We start from the raw sequence: 15997 nt of genomic DNA on the forward strand, positions 1-15997 counted from the left end.
CCAGGGTGTCGGCAAAGTTGGTCGCGGACCCGTGATCAGCAGAGAGAGCCGTGGCTGCCCGACCGGTTTCGGGTCCGTGAGGGTGCCCCTGACGGACTCAGAGTCCGTGAAGGGTCCCTTCACAGCCCTCCGCTGTCATCGGGCTCGGACGATCCGCTGCCGAACACGGGCCGATCGGGCTACTCTGTTCACAAATTTCTGAAAAGAATGGCCAGGGGGCGATCCGGTGGAGAAAGTGCGGTTCACCAAGGAGAAGGAGACCATGCTCGGCACGCTGTACGGGCGTGCCCTCGACGCGCGGCGGGCGGATCCGGTGCTCGGCGACACCGCGGCCGACGAGGCAGTGGGGCGGATCGACTACGACTTCTCCCGGCTCGGGGTCAACCAGGACACCGCGATGTCCGTGGTGATCCGGGCGCGGGCGATGGACGAACTCGCGAAGGCCTGGCTGGACCGGCATCCGGACGCGGTCGTGCTGCACCTCGGCTGCGGGATGGACACGCGGGTCTTCCGGCTCGACCCGCCGCTCACCGTCGCCTGGTTCGACGTCGACTACCCCGACGTGATCGCGTTGCGCGAGCGGATCTACCCGGCTCGGCCGGGCTACGCCACGATCGGCTCCTCGGTCATCGATTTCGCTTGGCTGGAGCGGGTTCCGGCGGATCGGCCGACCCTGATCGTCGCCGAGGGGCTGACGATGTACCTCACCTCGGCGACCGGGACGGAGCTGGTGCGCCGGCTGGTCGGGCGGTTCCCGTCCGGACGGCTGATCTGGGACTTCTTCAGCACGCTCGGGATCAAGATCCAGTTCCTCAACCCGGTGGTCCGCCGCGCGAACGCGAAACTGCACTGGGGCATCGACGATCCGCACGAACTGGAGCGCTACGGCCTACGGCTGCTGTCCTGTTTGGACGCCACCGACTGGGCGAGCCCGGAGGTGGCCGCGCGGCTGCCGGTCGGCTCCCGGCTCGCGCTGCGGGCGAGCACGCTCATCCCCGCGCTGCGGCGGATGGGCCGGATCGGCGAGTGGGAGTTCTGACCGCGCTGTCCCGAGCCAGAAGCTGTGAAGGGACCCTTCACGGACGCTGAGTCCGTGAAGGGTCCCTTCACAGCCTTGAACTCGTCGGGGCGACGGCCCGGCAGTGGGGGTTTCTCGCTCCGGGCCGAGAAAACCCATACGATCGGCGCGTGCGCGGGAAGACGGCGGGGCGGTTCCGGCTGGTTCTGCGCACCAGTCTGGGCTTCGCCGCGCTCGGCGTCGGGTCGAGTGTGGCCGGTGCGGGCGTGGTGGCGTTGCTGCTTCTCCTGCAAGGCCTGCCCTCGGACGTCGGCAGCAACGGCTGGATTCTCGGCGCCACCGCGGGCGGGGTCGTCGCGGTGAGCCTCCTCATCGGCACCCTGTGGACGGCGTACCTCCAGCGCCGCACCGTGGTCTGGTTCACCCGCGGGCAGCCGCCGGGCAAGGACGAAGCGCGCCGCGCGTTGCGATTGCCGGTGGACATGGCTGTGGTCAGCGGCACGCTGTGGCTGCTCGGCGCGCTCGCCCTCGGCGTCCTCGCCGGGGTACTCGGCTCGCTGCGGGACGCGGCCGGGATCGCGCTCACCATCGGGCTCGGCGGCCTGACCACGGTCGGCCTGACCTACCTCGCCGCGGAATGGGTGGCCCGTCCGGTGATGACCATGGCGCTGGACGTGCTCCCGCTGCGGGGATCGCTGCCGGTCACCGTGCTCACGCGCCTGATCGTCACCTGGGCGCTGGCCTGCGGGGTGCCGTTGATCGGCGTGCTGCTGGTGGCCACACCGCCGGACCGCGGCCAGACGGACCCCACGCCGAGCCTGGTCGTCCTGTCGGTCACCGGGCTGGTCACTGGCGCGATCGGCGTCGCGCTGCTGGCGCGGGCGGTCGCCTCTCCGCTGCACCGGCTGCGGGTGGCGCTGGACCGGATCGCGCGCGGAATCACGGACGTGCGCGTGGACGTGGACGACTCCAGCGAGATCGGGATGCTGCAGACCTCGGTGAACGACCTCGCCGCCGGACTGCGTGAACAGGACCGCATGCGCGACCTGTTCGGCAAGCACGTGGGCACCGACGTCGCCCGGCACGCGCTCGAATACGGCGCCTCGCTGTCCGGGGATGTCCGCGAGGTCACCGCGTTGTTCGTGGACGTCGTCGACTCCACCGCGCTGGCGTTCCGCACCCCGCCGCAGGAACTGGTGGACAAGCTGAACCGGTTCTTCGCCAGCGTGGTCTCCGCGGTGGACGCCCGCGGCGGGCTGGTGAACAAGTTCCAGGGCGACGCGGCGCTGTGCGTCTTCGGCGCGCCGACCCGGCTGTCCGACGGTCCGACGATGGCCTTGGCCGCCGCTCGGGCGATCCGCGACGCGGTGATCTCCGAGGGAGAACTGGACCTGGGTATCGGCGTTGCCACCGGGTCGGTGTTCGCCGGTCAGCTGGGCACGTCGAGCCGACTGGAGTACACCGTGATCGGCGACGCGGTCAACGAGGCCGCCCGGCTCACCGAGGACGCGAAGTCGGTGCCGTCACGCATTCTGGCCGCCGAGGTGACGGTGAAGGCCGCATTGGGCGGAGAGCGCGAGCACTGGCGCCTGCACGGCGAGCTGCATCTGCGCGGCAGGCACCAGTCGACCCGCGCCTGGACCGACTGAGCCCGCGACCGCGTCAGCCCAACTCCGCCGCCACGTCAGCGGTCGGCAGGTCCGCCCAGCGAACGGGAGCGGCGTCAGCGCTGCGCCGCTCCGGCAGCCGCGGAATCAGTCCAGCGAAGGCCAGGTCAGCAAGGTCGCACCCCAGGTGAGACCGGCGCCGAAGGCGGAGAGCAGCACCTTGTGGCCGGGCACCACCGTGCCTTCGGCGACCGCGTCGGCCAGCGCCAGCGGGATCGACGCGGCGCTGGTGTTGCCGACCCGGTCGATGTTCGCGACCACCGCGTCCGCGGGGAGGCCGAGCTGCTTCGCGGTGGCCTGGAGGATGCGGATGTTGGCCTGGTGCCCGACGAACCGGTCGACGTCGCCGACCATCCAGCCCGCCTGCTCCAGCACCGCGCGCGAGGACTCCGCCATCCGGGCGCAGGCCTGCCGGAACACCGAGGTGCCCTGCATGACCAGGTACCGCTCCCGGGGCTCGGCGGGCACCGGGCAACGCGAACCGCCCGCCTTGACCCAGAGCAGCTCCGCCTGCTCGCCCTCACTGTGCAGATCGATCGGACCCAGCGCCCCGCTCTCGCTCGGGTCTCCCGCCCGCAGCAGCAGCGCACCGGCGCCGTCGCCGAAGATCGGCACCGTGGTGCGGTCCTCCGGGTCGATGAGCGAGGTGAACACGTCCGCGCCGATCACCAGCACCCGCTGCGCGATCCCGCTGGAGATGAACCCGGCCGCGGTGGCCAGCGCGTAGAGGAACCCGCTGCACACCGCGTTCACGTCGAACGCGGGCACCGTGCCCAGCCCGAGCCGCGCCGCCACCTGAGGCGCGCTGGCCGGGCATACCTGATCAGGAGTGGAGGTGGCCAGCACCACCGCGTCCGCCCTGCCGCCGCGGAGTGCGTCGCGGGCCGCCCGGACCGCCAGCTCCACTGTGGACTCACCGGGCCCGGCCTTGCGCCGCTCCCGGATCCCGGTGCGGGTGCGGATCCACTCGTCGGTGGTGTCCAGCCGGGCGGCGATCTCGTGGTTGGTGACCACCTGCTCGGGCAGCGCACCGCCCCATCCGGCGAGCACGGCGGCACGCGCCGGCGACACTCCAGCGACACTCACGACGGAACCTCCCAGTCCGGCGGCGGCGGTTCCCCCGGCTGTCTCTCTTGTATGGGCTACCACCCGGTAGACCAGTCAGTTGTGATACAGGTCACTGAGAGACCTCTTCCACATTAGCTCGATAGGAGGTAGTAAGCGCAGCTCCGAGGCGGCGGATCAAACACCGGGCGTCCGATCGGTCGATCCGGTTAGCCTGGGGCGTGCGCACTCCCGACCTCGATCAGCTCGACCTCGCCATCCTCTCCTGCCTGCAGGCCGACGCCCGCACGATAGCGGAGGTGATCGGCGCCAAGGTCGGCCTGTCCGCGGCGGCGGTGCAGCGGCGGATCAAGCGGCTACGCGAGGCGGGCGTGATCGAGAAGGAGGTCGCGGTGCTGTCCCCGGCCGCGCTCGGGCTGAACATGACCTTCGTCGTGATGGTCGAGCTGGAGCGGGAGAGCCTCGGCGTGCTGGAGGTGTTCCGCAGCCAGGTGCTCGCCGAGGACTGCGTGCAGCAGTGCTACTACGTGACCGGCACGGCGGATTTCGCGCTCGTGGTCACCTGCTCGGACATGACCGCCTTCGAGGCGCTGAGCCGGCGGATGTTCGTGGACAACCCGGACGTCCGGCACTTCACCACCAGCGTCGCGATGGACCGGGTCAAGGTCGGGCTGACCCTGCCGCTCGGCTGAGCCCCGGTCCGGGCAAGAACGCTGCGTCCGGCGTTACGCCACAGAGGACAGATGCAGCCGATCGCGTGAACGTCGGAGAACCCCCGTCACGGCCTCCGGGTTCGGACCTCTCCCTGCCGACCGGTTCGCGAGGTGCGAACGACCGGAGGACCCCAGGAGCAGCCGTGCACACCGACGCCATTCACCAGACCCAGTTCGTGTTGCTGAACGAAAGCACCACCCCGGTGCTCTCCCGGCTGTCCTTCCACGCCGGGGAACCGTTCGCGGTCACCGTCGCGTTCCGGACCGAACGCGGCCGGTGGATCGAGTGGACGTTCGCCCGCGACCTGCTCGCCACCGGGCTCACCGAACCGGCCGGCCTCGGCGACGTGCGGATCCGCCCGGATCTGTCCGCGGACGAGGAACTGCTCACCCTGGAGATCGAGTCGCCCGACGGCTACGCCGCGTTCGAGCTGGAGCGGGAGGACGTCCGGTCGTTCCTGGAGTCCTCCTACGAACTGGTGCCGCTCGGCGCGGAGAGCGAGCACTTCGACGTGAACGGGCTGATCGAGGAGATCAGCAACGTGTGAGACCTGCCGATCCCGCGGCATGGAAAGGAAAAGAGCGGTTCGAGTGCGCTGGAGGCACTCGAACCGCTCTTTCGTCGTCACCGCCCTCCCGGCAGTGCGGTCAACGGCTTCCGCACCGAGCCAACAGACTGTCCACTCTGGATCTTCGGTGGCCGGGCCGCCTCGATTACCCGTACCTGTCGTTCACCGCGGGCGGCAAGGCTGCCCCCTGCCGAGTGACGAATCCGCACGGAACCACGACGATTCCGCACGGACTCCCCGGTCGCACCCCCAGGCACTCCTAGGATCGGGCCTGCACTCGATCTCCGGAGGCTCCATGTCACGTCTATTGCTCGTCGAGGACGACCGTGCGCTGGCCGAGGCGCTCTCGCTGGCGTTGGCCGCGCTCGGGCACCAGGTCCTCGTCGCCCCGGCCGGGGAGGCGGCGCTGGAAGCGCTGTTCACCGAACGGGCCGAGTTCGACTTCGTGCTGCTCGACGTGATGCTGCCGGGGATCGACGGGTTCGAGGTCTGCCGCCGGATCCGGGCCGGCAGCAGAGTCCCGGTGATCCTGCTGACCTCCCGTGGCGATCCGATCGACATCGTGGCGGGCCTCGAATGCGGTGCCGACGACTACGTCGTCAAACCCGTCGAACCGCGGGTACTCGACGCACGGATCAAGGCGGTCGGCCGGCGCGCGGTCAGCACCGCCGGGCCGTCCGCCGAAGTGTTGCGGATCGGCAGGCTCGAACTCGACCTGGGCGCGATGAGCGTGACCCGCGACGGCGCCGATCTCGCCCTCACCGCCACCGAGATCCGGCTGCTGGTCGAGTTCGCCCAGCATCCGAACCAGGTGCTGAGCAGGCAGACCCTGTTGAAGCGGGTGTGGGACTACGGCTACGTCGGCGATTCGCGGCTGGTGGACGCGGCGGTGGCGCGGCTGCGCGCGAAAATCGAGGATGATCCGGCGAACCCGGTCGTACTGCGGACCGTGCGCGGCCTCGGCTACCGGTTGGCGGATCAGTGAAGTGGCCTGCCTTCGGGCTGCGCACCCGGGTGACCGCGGCCGTCGTGCTGGTCACCACCACGGCGACCGCGTCCATGGCCTTCGCCGCCGGGGCGTTGCAGAAGAACGAGGTGATCGGCGGGTTCACCTTCGCCGCGGAATCCACCTTCGGCTCGGTGTTCGGCCAGGTCTGGCCCCTGCTCAAGAGCCCCGACGAGCAACAGCGAGCCTTCGCCGACGCCGTGAGCGCCAAGACCGAGGAATGGGCGCTGTTCACCCGGGGTCCGAACGGATCGTCCCGGATGCTCAACTACGCCTCGACCAACTCCTACCGCCATCCGCAGCCGTCGCCTACCCGGGTCGGCGACCGCTCCGGGGTGGTGGCCACGGTGGCCGACCAGGTGCTGGTGCACACCGCCGACCCGGCGGACTTCCGGACCGCGACCACCCTCGACCCCGAGACCGGGCGCAAGCTGCTGGTGGTCGCCGGGAACTACGGCAACTACTGGATGGTGCAGTTTTTCGACCTGTCCCCGGTCGAGGTCGGGCTGGCCAACCAGCCGCGGCAGCTGGTCTACATCGCACTCGGGGTGGGCGTGCTCGGGGTCGCCGCCGCGCTGCTGGCCGCCCGCTACATCCAGCGGCCGGTGCGCCGTGTCGCCTCCGCGGCAAGGCAACTGGGGGACGGTGCCTTCGACGTCCGGGTCCCGGTGCGGGGCCGTGACGAACTCGCCGACCTCGCCGGTTCCTTCAACACCATGGCACAGCGGGTGAGTGAGTCGATCACCGAGCTACGGGCCAAAGACCAGCAGCAGCAACGGTTCGTCGCCGACGTCGCGCACGATCTGCGGACCCCGCTCGCCTCGATAGTGGCCACTGTGGACAATCTGGCGAGCACCGACCCGGAGCTGCGCGGCCGGGCGAGCGAGCTGCTCGCCACGCAGTCCCGGCGGCTGGCGAAACTGGTCGAGGACCTGATGGAGATCTCCCGGTTCGACGCCGGTTCCACGGACTTCCGCCCGGAGCCGATCGAGTTGCCCGCACTGGTCGAGGACGCGATCGAGGTCAGCGCCCCGGGCTCGGCAGTGCGCTGCACCGCCACCGGTGATGCGACGGTGCTCGCCGATCCCCGGCGTGTCCACACCATCGTGTGCAACCTGCTGGTCAACGCCGCCCGGTACGGCGCCGCACCGATCGAGGTCGCCCTTGAAGGCCGCGCCGAGGAGGTCGTGGTGCGGGTCTCCGACGCCGGTCCCGGCATCGCCGAGGACCTGCTCCCGATCCTGTTCGACCGCTTCGTCCGCGGCGACCACTCCCGGCAGACCGAGGGCAGTGGGCTCGGCCTGTCCATCGCCAGGGAGAACGCCCTGATCCACGGCGGCACGCTCACCGCGCACAACGACGGCGGCGCGGTCTTCACCTTGACGCTCCCCCGGCGCACGGAGGACGCATCAGCGTGATCGCGCGGGCCGGCCGGTCCTCTGAACCGTCACGGGCAAGGGACCGGCTTCGGTGTCAGAGGGCATTTTGAAACCCGGGTGATGGGTATCGTTAGGTCACGGATGTGGGTCTTCCCGCAGGGTGTATCCGCAGATGAGGTGAGCTCCTGGTAGGTGGGTGGTTGTCTACGCCAGTCCGTGCGTGATCTGGTTCGCCTCCGCGCCGGGCGTGCTCCGTTACCGACCGCGGCGATCATCGACTCGCAGACCGTGCGTGGCGCGGACACCGTGCCCACCGCCAGCGCCGGCTACGACGCCGGCAAAAAGACCAAAGGCCGCAAACGTCATATCGCCGTGGACACGATGGGATTGCTGCTGGTTGTCGTGGTCACCACCGCACACATCCAGGACCGCGACGGCGCTCATCGGCTCCTCGCGGCGTTGCGCGCCCGCTTCTCCACGATCCGCCGCGTCTGGGCCGACGGCGGCTATGCCGGACGGCCGCTGCCATGGACAACCAGGGTCCTGTCGCTGATCGTGGAGGTAGTCAAACATACCCACACGATCGCGGGATTCGTTGTCCTGCCGCGACGTTGCGCTGTCGAGCCACCTTTGGGTGGATCACTAAACACCGCCGCTGCGTGCGTGACTACGAAACCCTGCCCGAACACCACGAGGCCATCGTCACCATCGCCATGATCATGACCATGTCTCGCCGACTCGCCCGCACCCCAGACCAGTGACTCCAGTTTCAAAATGCCTTCTCAGACCATCGCCGGTCGGCGTGGCTGGTGTTGAGCGTAAGTTAGGCGTGTTCGTGTTCGACCGGGTTGAGGTAGTCGAGCCGGGAGGGTAGCGGGCGCTGTTGCACCAGTCGGACCATTCCATCACCGACTGATCCCATGGACACCACGGAATCCGCCTCGACTTCCCGGATAGCTGTGGTGGATCAGCCCTGACTCGACCGGGATACCCGTAAATGATCAGGTGCCAGATCGCTATGTTTCAGTGCTTTGGGGTGGTCTTCGAACGGGTATCCCTCATCCAAGGAAGCAGCCCCCTACCCGTGACGGTTCACCTCACCGGAACGCGCCGACCGCGTGCGGAGTACCGACCAGCGTGACCTCGCGGGGCTGGAAGCCGTCGAAGTACGGCATCGGCAGCTGCGCGAGGATCAGCAGGATCGCCGCCAGCGCACCGAATCGCGGCAGGCCGAGTTCCCGGTCGCCGAGCTGGATCCACAGCACCGTGACGAATCCGGTGATCAGCAGGAACCCCCAGCGCGCCTCGTCCCAGCCGCCGAAGGCGAGCAGCACCGGGGTGAGGATCGCGGCGAGCGGCAGCAGCACCGACAGCGAAGGCCGGTGCAGGAGCAGGAATCCGGCGACCACCACGACCACGATCGGCAGCAGGTAGAGCAGAACGTCGGTGATCGAGTAGACGCCCCAGCTCTCTGCCTGGCTGCGGTTGAACAGGCCGATCGCGTCGTCCCGGAACGGGAAGTGCGCGTCCGCCAGCACCTGCTGGAACCGCTGGACCGCCCCGGGCGCGGCCGCGGGCAGCGCCAGCAGGACCAGGCCGGTTCCCGCGGAAGGCAGCAGCACCGCGCAGGCCTTGCGGAACGGAAGCTTCCGCAGCAGCGCGAAGCCGAACACCGGAATCACGGTGAGCAAAGCGATCTCGTGCGTCAGCACCGATGCCACCATCAGCCCGCCGGCGAGCACGAGCCGGCCCCGGTTCAGCGCGAAGAGCGCGCCGAAGAGCAGTAGATACAGCACCTGGTCGAAGTAGCCGACCTCGTGGAACAGGAAGCCGCCGGTCGGCAGCAGCAGCCACCCGATGACGAGGAACTGCTTGCTGATCGTGCGGGCCCGGAGGAACGCGACCGTCAGCACGGCGAGCAGGAGCCCGAGCACGAGGAACCCGGCGATGGCGTAGACCCAGTAGTCGTACCCGAACACCAAGGCGAACGGCCGCAGCACGGTGCCGACGAGGAACCGGCGGTGGAAACCGTCGGTCAGCGACACCGACTCCAGCGTGACCGCCCAGTCCCCCGGCAGCCGGAACCCGGTGTACGCCGCGAGCAGCAACGCCACCACGAACAACGCCGTGGTCATCCGCTGCACACCACGGGTGGCGATCGTCGCGGGCGCCCGTCGTTCTTCGAGCAGTGCGGTCATGTGCCTGGCCTCCCAAGATCTACTGGAAACCAAGCTAGAAGCGGAAAACGCGACTACCGAGACCGGAAAACGACAGTTCCGCACGGCTTGGTGACAGCGCCCGGAAGCCGCCCCGTACGGGTGACTTCCGGGCGCCGCCGGAGACTCAGTGGCGGCTCATCGAGAAGCTCTGGCCGTCCGAGCCGATGTCGCTGGGACTGAACGTACCGCGGCCGTTGTCGTCCGCGTCCAAGCGTTGCGGGTCGGCATCGGCGAGGTTCCGGCCGTCGAACTGCACCCCGCTGAACTCGATGTCACCGGAGATCGACGGGTACGAGCCGCTCGGGGACTCGATGACCGCCTCGGCCGAAATGTGCTGGGCGTTCAGCGTCTGGGTCGTGGTCTTCGTCCAGCCCTTCGTCGTGTCGCTGATGTCCAGTTTGTAGTCATCGCCGGAGCGGGTGACGGTCGCGGTGATCCGGTCACCGACGTCCACCGGGTCTCGTCGGCGGAGTAATACACCGAATCGCCCGGGTACATCTCATACCAGACCCGTTTGACCGGTTCGCCGCCGGCACAGTCCGTATCCACCCCCGTCTGCTCCACTGTGGACGATCCTTCGCCGTCGATACCGACCCACGGCGAGACGATCTCCTTGCTGGAGTTACAGGTGACGGCGGGCTCGATCCAGGACGCGGTCGCCGTGGTGAAATCGCCGGAACTGACGTAACCACCCCAGTTTCCGCCCTCGTGATTATGCCCGTGGGAGACCCCGGAGCCGGGGGTGGCCGCCGCCGCGGTACCCGCGACGGCGGCGAGGCTCGCCGCCGCGGCCACGGTGACCGCAAGCAGCCGGGCAGTCCAGGGAGGTGGTGAGTACATGCAAATCCAATCCGATCATGGGGACCCGAGGAGCCGACGTTGATCAGTCTTGGATTCGCGAGAGCGGGAAGGTAGCTACTTTCGAATGGTCTTCCCCATTCGGGCAGAAGTTCACCAAACCTTATGTCCGCGGAATGGACTACTGCGCTGAGCGTGCGTGCGCAGCGTCCACGAATTGGGTGGTGTATGTCTGGGAAAGGTCGATCTTGTCCTTTTTCGGCTTCACGTTGCTCGACGAGGAACCGAGCACTTCGAGCACGTTCCGCGCGCCGGCCGGATCCATCCGCCCGTCCTTGGTGAACATCGGCAGGCTGTCCTTGAGCGACTTCACGTACAACGCCTTGTCCCCGCCCGCGAACGAGGGCGGCATGACGTCCGCGACCTGCTCCGCGGTGTGCGTCGCGAGCCAGTTCAGCGTGTCGACGTAGGCGTTCGCCAGCTTCTGCACCACGTCCGGGTAGCGCTTCACGATCTCGCAACTCATGTACAGCGAGCTGGCCGGGTAGAGCCCGCCGAGCGCGGCCCGGGTGCCCTCGACCGCGCGCATGTCGTAGAGGATCTTGGCCTGGCCGGTGTTGGTCAGCTGCGCGATCGTCGGATCGGTGGTCATCCCGCCGTCGATCGCCCCCTGCTGCAGGTTCGAGATGAACGTCTGCCCGGCGCCGACCTTCACCGGCGTGTAGTCCTTTCCGCCGACCCCACCCCGCGCGGCGAGCGCCTTGGTGAGGAAGTCGGTCGACGAGCCGAGCGAAGTGACCCCGAGGTTCTTGCCCCGGAAGTCCGCGCCGGAACGGATCTGCCCGGCCTTGCCGGTGGCCACCACCTCCGCCTCGCCGGGCACGTTGGCGAACTGCACCACGCTGGTCAGGCACTGTTCCTTCGCCTGCAGGTCGATGGTGTGGTCATAGAACCCGACCACCGCCTGCACCTCCCCGGCCAGCAGCGAGGTCTCCGCGTTCGCACCGGAGGGCTGGTCGTAGAGTTCGACGTCGATCCCCTGCTTCCGGTACTCGCCGAGCTGGTGCGCGAGCTGTCCGGGCAGGTAGATCACTTTGGACAGTCCGCCCACCATGATCTTGATGTGCGGACGGCCGCCGTCGCCGAGGTCGATCAACCGCGAGTCGCGGCAGGCGGTGACCCCGCCGAGGCTGACCAGCGCCGCGGCCGCGATCGCGAGTGTCCTTTTGAGACGCATCAGATGGCTCGATTCCCGTCGTCGGCGCTCATTTGCGGGCGCCAGCGCAACAACCGGCGTTCGGCCGTGCCGATGACCCATTCCGCGAACAACGCGACCACCATGACGATCAGCATCCCGCCGTACACTCCGGCGGTGTCGAAGGTGCCCTGCGCGTTGGCGATCAGGAAGCCCATGCCGGCCTTGGCCCCGGTGTACTCCCCGACCACGGCACCGATCAGCGCGAAACCGAAGGCCACGTGCAGCGAGGAGAGGATCCACGAAGTGGCGCTGGGCAACACGATCGACCGCAACACCTGTCCACGCGTGGCGCCGAGGATGCGGGCGTTGTCGATCAGGTTGCGATCCACCTCGCGAGCACCGGTGAAGGCGTTGAAGAACACCGCGAAGAACACCAGCACGAACACCGTGGCGACCTTTGAGGACAGTCCGAGGCCGAACCAGATCACGAACAGCGCGGCGAGCACGATGCGGGGCATTGCGTTGGCCGCCTTGATGAACGGCGCCAGCACTTCGGCGAGGTACCGGCTGCGGCCGAGCACCACCCCGCACAGCACGCCCGCGATCGCGCCGAGCACGAACCCGAGGAACGCCTCCTCGACGGTCACCAGGATCTGGTACCAGACGGACCCGAAATCGGTTCCGGTGGTGAACCATTCGGCCAGCCGCTGCCAGATCTTCGAGGGCATCGAGTAGAAGAACGGGTCGATCCAGAACCGGCCGGCCAGCTCCCAGCTGCCCAGCCACACCACCACGATCGCCAGCCGCAGCAGCCAGACGTTCCGCCGGTGCCGCGCGGCCGAGCGCTTCGCCCTGGCCAGCACGTCCTGTTCGGTCTCCAGCACCGGCAGCTGCTCCGCCGACGCGGCCGAGGTCTCAAGCGACATTGCCCGCCCCCTTCTGCCGGGCCTTGTCGACCTCGCCGCGCAGCGATTCCCAGATATTCGAGTACAGCACCCGGAATTCCTCCGTGAGCCGCAGTTCCTCCACCTTGCGCGGGCGCTGCAGCGGGATCTCGAAGACGTCCTTCACGGTGGCCGGGCCGGTGGTCAGCACCACGACCTTGTCCGCCAGCACGATGGCTTCGTCCAGATCGTGCGTCACGAAAATGACCGCGGCGCCGGACCCCGACCACAGCCGCAACAGCTCGTCCTGCATGAGCGCGCGGGTCTGCACGTCTAGCGCGGAGAACGGCTCGTCCATCAGCAGGATCTTGGGCTCCGTCACGAGCGTTTGCGCCAGCGCCACACGCTTGCGCATACCGCCGGAAAGCTGGTGCGGGTAGTACTTCTCGAAGCCGGCGAGGCCGACCCGGGAAATCCAGTCCACTGCCTTGGCCCTGGCCTGCGCCTTCGGCACCCCGCGGAACCGCGGCCCGGAGGCCACATTGTCCAGCACCGAACGCCACGGCATGACCGCGTCGGTCTGGAACATGTAGCCGACGCCGTCCGGAATCGACTTCACGTCCGCGCCGTGCACCCGCACCCGCCCGGCCGAGGCCGGCTGCAGGCCGGACACCAGCGACAGCGTGGTCGACTTGCCACAGCCGGTCGGCCCGACCACGGCGACGAACTGCCCCGGCTCGACGGTCATGCTCAGCTCGCGGACCGCGGTGTGCACGGAACCCGAGCCGTCCGGGAACCTTTTGGTGGCTCTGATCAGTTCGATCAGGGGTGGGGCCATGGCGGTGACTCCTTCGTCACGGGGGGACGCTCACACGGTCGCCGGGAAGGTTAAGAGCGCCGCGGGCGGGCGAGAAGCTTGTCGACGTTCTGCGTGCGCTCTGCGCGTTGTCCACGTTTCGCGCGTTTAGCGCACCGCGTTGAGCTGGGAGTATGTTCCCTGGCATGCCGAAGTGGGCGCTCTTTCCGCGGATGCGGTTCACCCGTCAGGTCCTGCTGCTGCAGATCGGCGTGGTGGTGCTCGTGGTGGGCCTCGGCGTCGCGCTGGTGGCCTGGCTGCTGCGCACCACGCTGACCGAGCAGTACGGCGAACGCGCGCTGGCGATCGCGAAGTCGGTGGCGGCGGATCCGGTGGTGATCGCCGGCGCCGCGGCGCGGCAGCAGGGCGGGCCGCTCCAGACGCGGGCGCAGGCCGTGACCAAGGCGAACGAGGTGCTGTTCGTGGTGATCACCGACGACCAGGGGATCCGGCTGGCGCACCCCGACCCGGGCAGCATCGGCGATCGCGTGAGCACCTCGGCCAAGGAGGCGCTCTCCGGCCAGGACGTGGTGAGCGCCGTACAGGAGGGCACGCTCGGGCTGTCCGTGCGCAGCAAGACCCCGATCGCGCAGGGCGATCGGGTGGTCGGCGAGGTCAGCGTGGGCTTCAACGTCACCGAGCTGACCGGCGACGTCAACCGGCTGATCGAGCTGACTTCGCTGTTCGCCGGTGGGGCACTGTTGCTCGGCGCCGGTGCGTCGGCGTTGCTGAACCGCCGGCTCCGGCGCGTCACCCACGGCCTCGAACCGCAGGAGCTGACCGAGCTGCTCTACGAACGCGAAGCCGTGCTGCACGGCATCGGCGAAGGCGTGCTGGCGCTCGACGCGCAACAACGGGTCACCGTGCGCAACGACGAGGCGGAGCGGCTGCTCGGTACTGCCCTCCCGGTCGGTACGCCGCTGGCCGAGCTGGACCTTTCGCCACGGCTGCAGATGGCCGTCGCGGAAGGCGTACCGGTGGACAATCTCCTTGCGGTGGCCGGAAATCGGGTACTCGTGATCAACTCCCGCGCGGTGCGGCGTGAGGAACGTCCGCTCGGTACGGTGCTGACCCTCCGGGACCGCACCGACCTCGACACGCTCACCCGTGAACTCGACGGCATCCGCTCGCTGTCCGACGGATTGCGGGCACAGCGGCACGAGTTCGCGAACCGGCTGCACACGCTCTCCGGGTTGTTGCAGCTCGGCCACCACACTGAGGCCGAGGAGTACCTGCAGACGCTCACCGAGACCACCGGCGCCCGCGCCGAGCCGCCCGGCGACCGGATCGCCGACCCGTATCTGCGGGCGCTGCTGGTCGCGAAAAGCGAGCAAGCCCAGGAAAAAGGCATGGAACTACGGCTGGCCGACGACTCGTGGGTGCCCGCCGCGGTGACCGACCCGGTCGCCGCGGGCACCGTCATCGGCAACCTGGTGGACAACGCCCTGCACGCGGCCCGGCTGGGGCCACGCCGCCCGGCCTCGGTCGAGATCGGCCTGCTCGCCGACGGCGACACCCTGCATGTGTCCGTTGTGGACAGTGGACCCGGCGTGCCGGAACCGTTGCGGGAAAAGCTTTTCGACGAGGGCGTGTCCACCAAACTGACCCCCGGCCACGGGCTCGGGCTGGCGCTGGCCCGCCAAGCCGCCCGCGCCCACGGCGGCGAGGTGTGGCTCGCCGACCCCGGCGGCGGCGCAGCGGGCGCCCTGTTCGTGGCGAAGCTCCCCGGTCTGCTGAGCACCTTGGAGGTCCCCTGATGATCCGCACCCTCATCGTCGACGACGACTTCCGGGTGGCCGGGGTGCACGCCGGTTTCGTCTCGGAGGTGCCGGGCTTCACCGTGGCCGGCATCGCGCACACCGCCGCCGAGGCCCGCGCCCGCGTCCGCGGACTGGCCCCGGACCTGGTGCTGCTCGACGTGTACCTGCCCGACGAGCCCGGCCTGTCCGTGCTACCCGAACTGCAGACCGACACCATCGTGCTCTCCGCCGCGACGGACGCCGCTTCGGTGACCGCCGCGATCCGCGCCGGCGCGCTGAACTACCTGATCAAGCCGTTCACCACCCGGCAGCTCTCCGAACGGCTGACCTCCTACGCGCGTTACCGGGGCCTGGTGCGCACCGAACGTCCCCTCAACCAGGACGACGTGGACCGCGCCTTCCGCGCCCTGCACGACCAGGACCGGGCGGCCTCGCCGAAGGGCCAGTCGAGCGCCACCGCACGGCTGGTGTCCGAACGGCTGCGCAGCTCACCGGCCCCGCTCTCGGCCGCCGAAGTCGCCCGCGAACTGGGCATGGCCCGCGCCACCGCGCAGCGTTACCTCACCGCACTGGCCGAGTCCGGCGCGGTGGACATGCGCCTGCGCTACGGCGCCACCGGACGACCGGAACACGAATACGTCTGGGTCGGCTGAGCCGTCGCCGCTGTGAAGGGACCCTTCACAGCCTGAGAGTCCAGGGCCCCGGCAAAGTCGGTGTAGAGGTCCGTGAAGGGACCCTTCACGGACTCTGAGTCTGTGAAGGGTCCCTTCACAGACCCGAAACCGGTCCGGCGCACGCCACGAGGCGGTCGCACACACCTCCGCATCGCCCACTGCCGGGTCCCCGACCAACTTTGCCGACACCC

At 69.0% G+C, this 15997-nt stretch carries 16 protein-coding genes; 9 read left to right on the plus strand and 7 right to left on the minus strand.

Translation table 11 applies throughout. The annotated features are described in order from the left end of the window. The first annotated feature begins 226 nt into the window (after positions 1-226). Both D5S19_RS30540 and D5S19_RS30545 read left to right on the plus strand, forming a co-directional pair. Positions 227-1039 carry a class I SAM-dependent methyltransferase gene (locus D5S19_RS30540; RefSeq protein WP_120026812.1) on the plus strand — a complete coding sequence of 271 codons (813 nt, stop codon included), beginning with the start codon at positions 227-229 and terminating at the stop codon, positions 1037-1039. Positions 1040-1188: 149 nt separating this feature from the next. After that, positions 1189-2667, plus strand: coding sequence for an adenylate/guanylate cyclase domain-containing protein (locus D5S19_RS30545; RefSeq protein WP_120026813.1), 1479 nt, complete (start codon positions 1189-1191; stop codon positions 2665-2667). Positions 2668-2772: 105 nt separating this feature from the next. On the opposite strand, the gene D5S19_RS30550 is transcribed toward D5S19_RS30545, so the two are convergent. Next, positions 2773-3771: a beta-ketoacyl-ACP synthase III gene (locus tag D5S19_RS30550; protein WP_233574264.1), complete on the minus strand. Its 999-nt coding sequence runs from the start codon at positions 3769-3771 to the stop codon at positions 2773-2775. Positions 3772-3971: 200 nt separating this feature from the next. Here D5S19_RS30550 and D5S19_RS30555 point away from each other — a divergent pair, with 200 nt between their 5' ends. The 5 genes from D5S19_RS30555 (at position 3972) to D5S19_RS30575 (ending at position 8134) form a co-directional block, all read left to right on the plus strand. Then, a complete protein-coding gene (locus tag D5S19_RS30555; RefSeq protein WP_120026815.1) occupies positions 3972-4442 on the plus strand; it encodes an Lrp/AsnC family transcriptional regulator in 471 nt (156 codons plus the stop codon). Positions 4443-4606: 164 nt separating this feature from the next. Next, positions 4607-5011: an SsgA family sporulation/cell division regulator gene (locus D5S19_RS30560; RefSeq protein ID WP_120026816.1), complete on the plus strand. Its 405-nt coding sequence runs from the start codon at positions 4607-4609 to the stop codon at positions 5009-5011. Between the two features lie 316 nt (positions 5012-5327). Beyond that, on the plus strand, positions 5328-6017 hold the full coding sequence (locus D5S19_RS30565) for a response regulator transcription factor (RefSeq protein ID WP_120026817.1): 690 nt from the start codon (positions 5328-5330) through the stop codon (positions 6015-6017). Beyond that, positions 6014-7456: a sensor histidine kinase gene (locus D5S19_RS30570; RefSeq protein ID WP_233574265.1), complete on the plus strand. Its 1443-nt coding sequence runs from the start codon at positions 6014-6016 to the stop codon at positions 7454-7456. Before D5S19_RS30565 ends, D5S19_RS30570 begins: the two co-directional genes overlap by 4 nt. Positions 7457-7633: 177 nt before the next feature. Further along, the gene (locus tag D5S19_RS30575) at positions 7634-8134 is read left to right on the plus strand and encodes a transposase (protein ID WP_199730792.1); all 501 of its coding nucleotides are present in this window, start codon (positions 7634-7636) and stop codon (positions 8132-8134) included. A 380-nt stretch (positions 8135-8514) separates the two neighbouring features. Here D5S19_RS30575 and D5S19_RS30580 read toward each other — a convergent pair whose 3' ends face one another. From D5S19_RS30580 to D5S19_RS30600, 6 genes are all read right to left on the minus strand, one after another. Then, positions 8515-9615 (minus strand): hypothetical protein, encoded by a 1101-nt coding sequence (locus D5S19_RS30580; RefSeq protein ID WP_120026818.1) that lies wholly within the window; start codon positions 9613-9615, stop codon positions 8515-8517. 145 nt (positions 9616-9760) lie between these two features. Beyond that, positions 9761-10090 carry a hypothetical protein gene (locus D5S19_RS33440; protein ID WP_233574266.1) on the minus strand — a complete coding sequence of 110 codons (330 nt, stop codon included), beginning with the start codon at positions 10088-10090 and terminating at the stop codon, positions 9761-9763. Further along, positions 9979-10476 (minus strand): G1 family glutamic endopeptidase, encoded by a 498-nt coding sequence (locus tag D5S19_RS30585; RefSeq protein WP_233574267.1) that lies wholly within the window; start codon positions 10474-10476, stop codon positions 9979-9981. The genes D5S19_RS33440 and D5S19_RS30585 overlap by 112 nt, the downstream gene beginning before the upstream one ends. Before the next feature lie 139 nt (positions 10477-10615). Beyond that, positions 10616-11671 carry an ABC transporter substrate-binding protein gene (locus D5S19_RS30590; RefSeq protein ID WP_199730793.1) on the minus strand — a complete coding sequence of 352 codons (1056 nt, stop codon included), beginning with the start codon at positions 11669-11671 and terminating at the stop codon, positions 10616-10618. Further along, positions 11671-12558, minus strand: coding sequence for an ABC transporter permease (locus tag D5S19_RS30595; RefSeq protein WP_120026819.1), 888 nt, complete (start codon positions 12556-12558; stop codon positions 11671-11673). The genes D5S19_RS30590 and D5S19_RS30595 overlap by 1 nt, the downstream gene beginning before the upstream one ends. Beyond that, a complete protein-coding gene (locus D5S19_RS30600; protein ID WP_120026820.1) occupies positions 12548-13354 on the minus strand; it encodes an ABC transporter ATP-binding protein in 807 nt (268 codons plus the stop codon). Before D5S19_RS30600 ends, D5S19_RS30595 begins: the two co-directional genes overlap by 11 nt. A 191-nt stretch (positions 13355-13545) precedes the next feature. Between D5S19_RS30600 and D5S19_RS30605 the strand changes: the two genes are divergently transcribed. Continuing rightward, on the plus strand, positions 13546-15129 hold the full coding sequence (locus D5S19_RS30605) for a sensor histidine kinase (protein ID WP_120026821.1): 1584 nt from the start codon (positions 13546-13548) through the stop codon (positions 15127-15129). After that, entirely contained in the window at positions 15129-15785 is a 657-nt protein-coding gene (locus D5S19_RS30610; protein WP_120026822.1) for a response regulator, read from the plus strand. Before D5S19_RS30605 ends, D5S19_RS30610 begins: the two co-directional genes overlap by 1 nt. Positions 15786-15997 lie beyond the last annotated feature (212 nt).

The organism is Amycolatopsis panacis (genome assembly GCF_003600245.1).
GTDB classification, from domain to species: domain Bacteria; phylum Actinomycetota; class Actinomycetes; order Mycobacteriales; family Pseudonocardiaceae; genus Amycolatopsis; species Amycolatopsis sulphurea.

What these genes read in the sequence shown, in the direction of transcription:
- D5S19_RS30610 (WP_120026822.1), top strand. Translation starts at nt 15,129, where the DNA reads ATGATCCGCACCCTCATCGTCGACGACGACTTCCGGGTGGCCGGGGTG.
- D5S19_RS30600 (WP_120026820.1), bottom strand. Translation starts at nt 13,354, where the DNA reads ATGGCCCCACCCCTGATCGAACTGATCAGAGCCACCAAAAGGTTCCCG.
- D5S19_RS30595 (WP_120026819.1), bottom strand. Translation starts at nt 12,558, where the DNA reads ATGTCGCTTGAGACCTCGGCCGCGTCGGCGGAGCAGCTGCCGGTGCTG.
- D5S19_RS30565 (WP_120026817.1), top strand. Translation starts at nt 5,328, where the DNA reads ATGTCACGTCTATTGCTCGTCGAGGACGACCGTGCGCTGGCCGAGGCG.
- D5S19_RS30580 (WP_120026818.1), bottom strand. Translation starts at nt 9,615, where the DNA reads ATGACCGCACTGCTCGAAGAACGACGGGCGCCCGCGACGATCGCCACC.
- D5S19_RS30585 (WP_233574267.1), bottom strand. Translation starts at nt 10,476, where the DNA reads ATGTACTCACCACCTCCCTGGACTGCCCGGCTGCTTGCGGTCACCGTG.
- D5S19_RS30590 (WP_199730793.1), bottom strand. Translation starts at nt 11,671, where the DNA reads ATGCGTCTCAAAAGGACACTCGCGATCGCGGCCGCGGCGCTGGTCAGC.
- D5S19_RS30605 (WP_120026821.1), top strand. Translation starts at nt 13,546, where the DNA reads ATGCGGTTCACCCGTCAGGTCCTGCTGCTGCAGATCGGCGTGGTGGTG.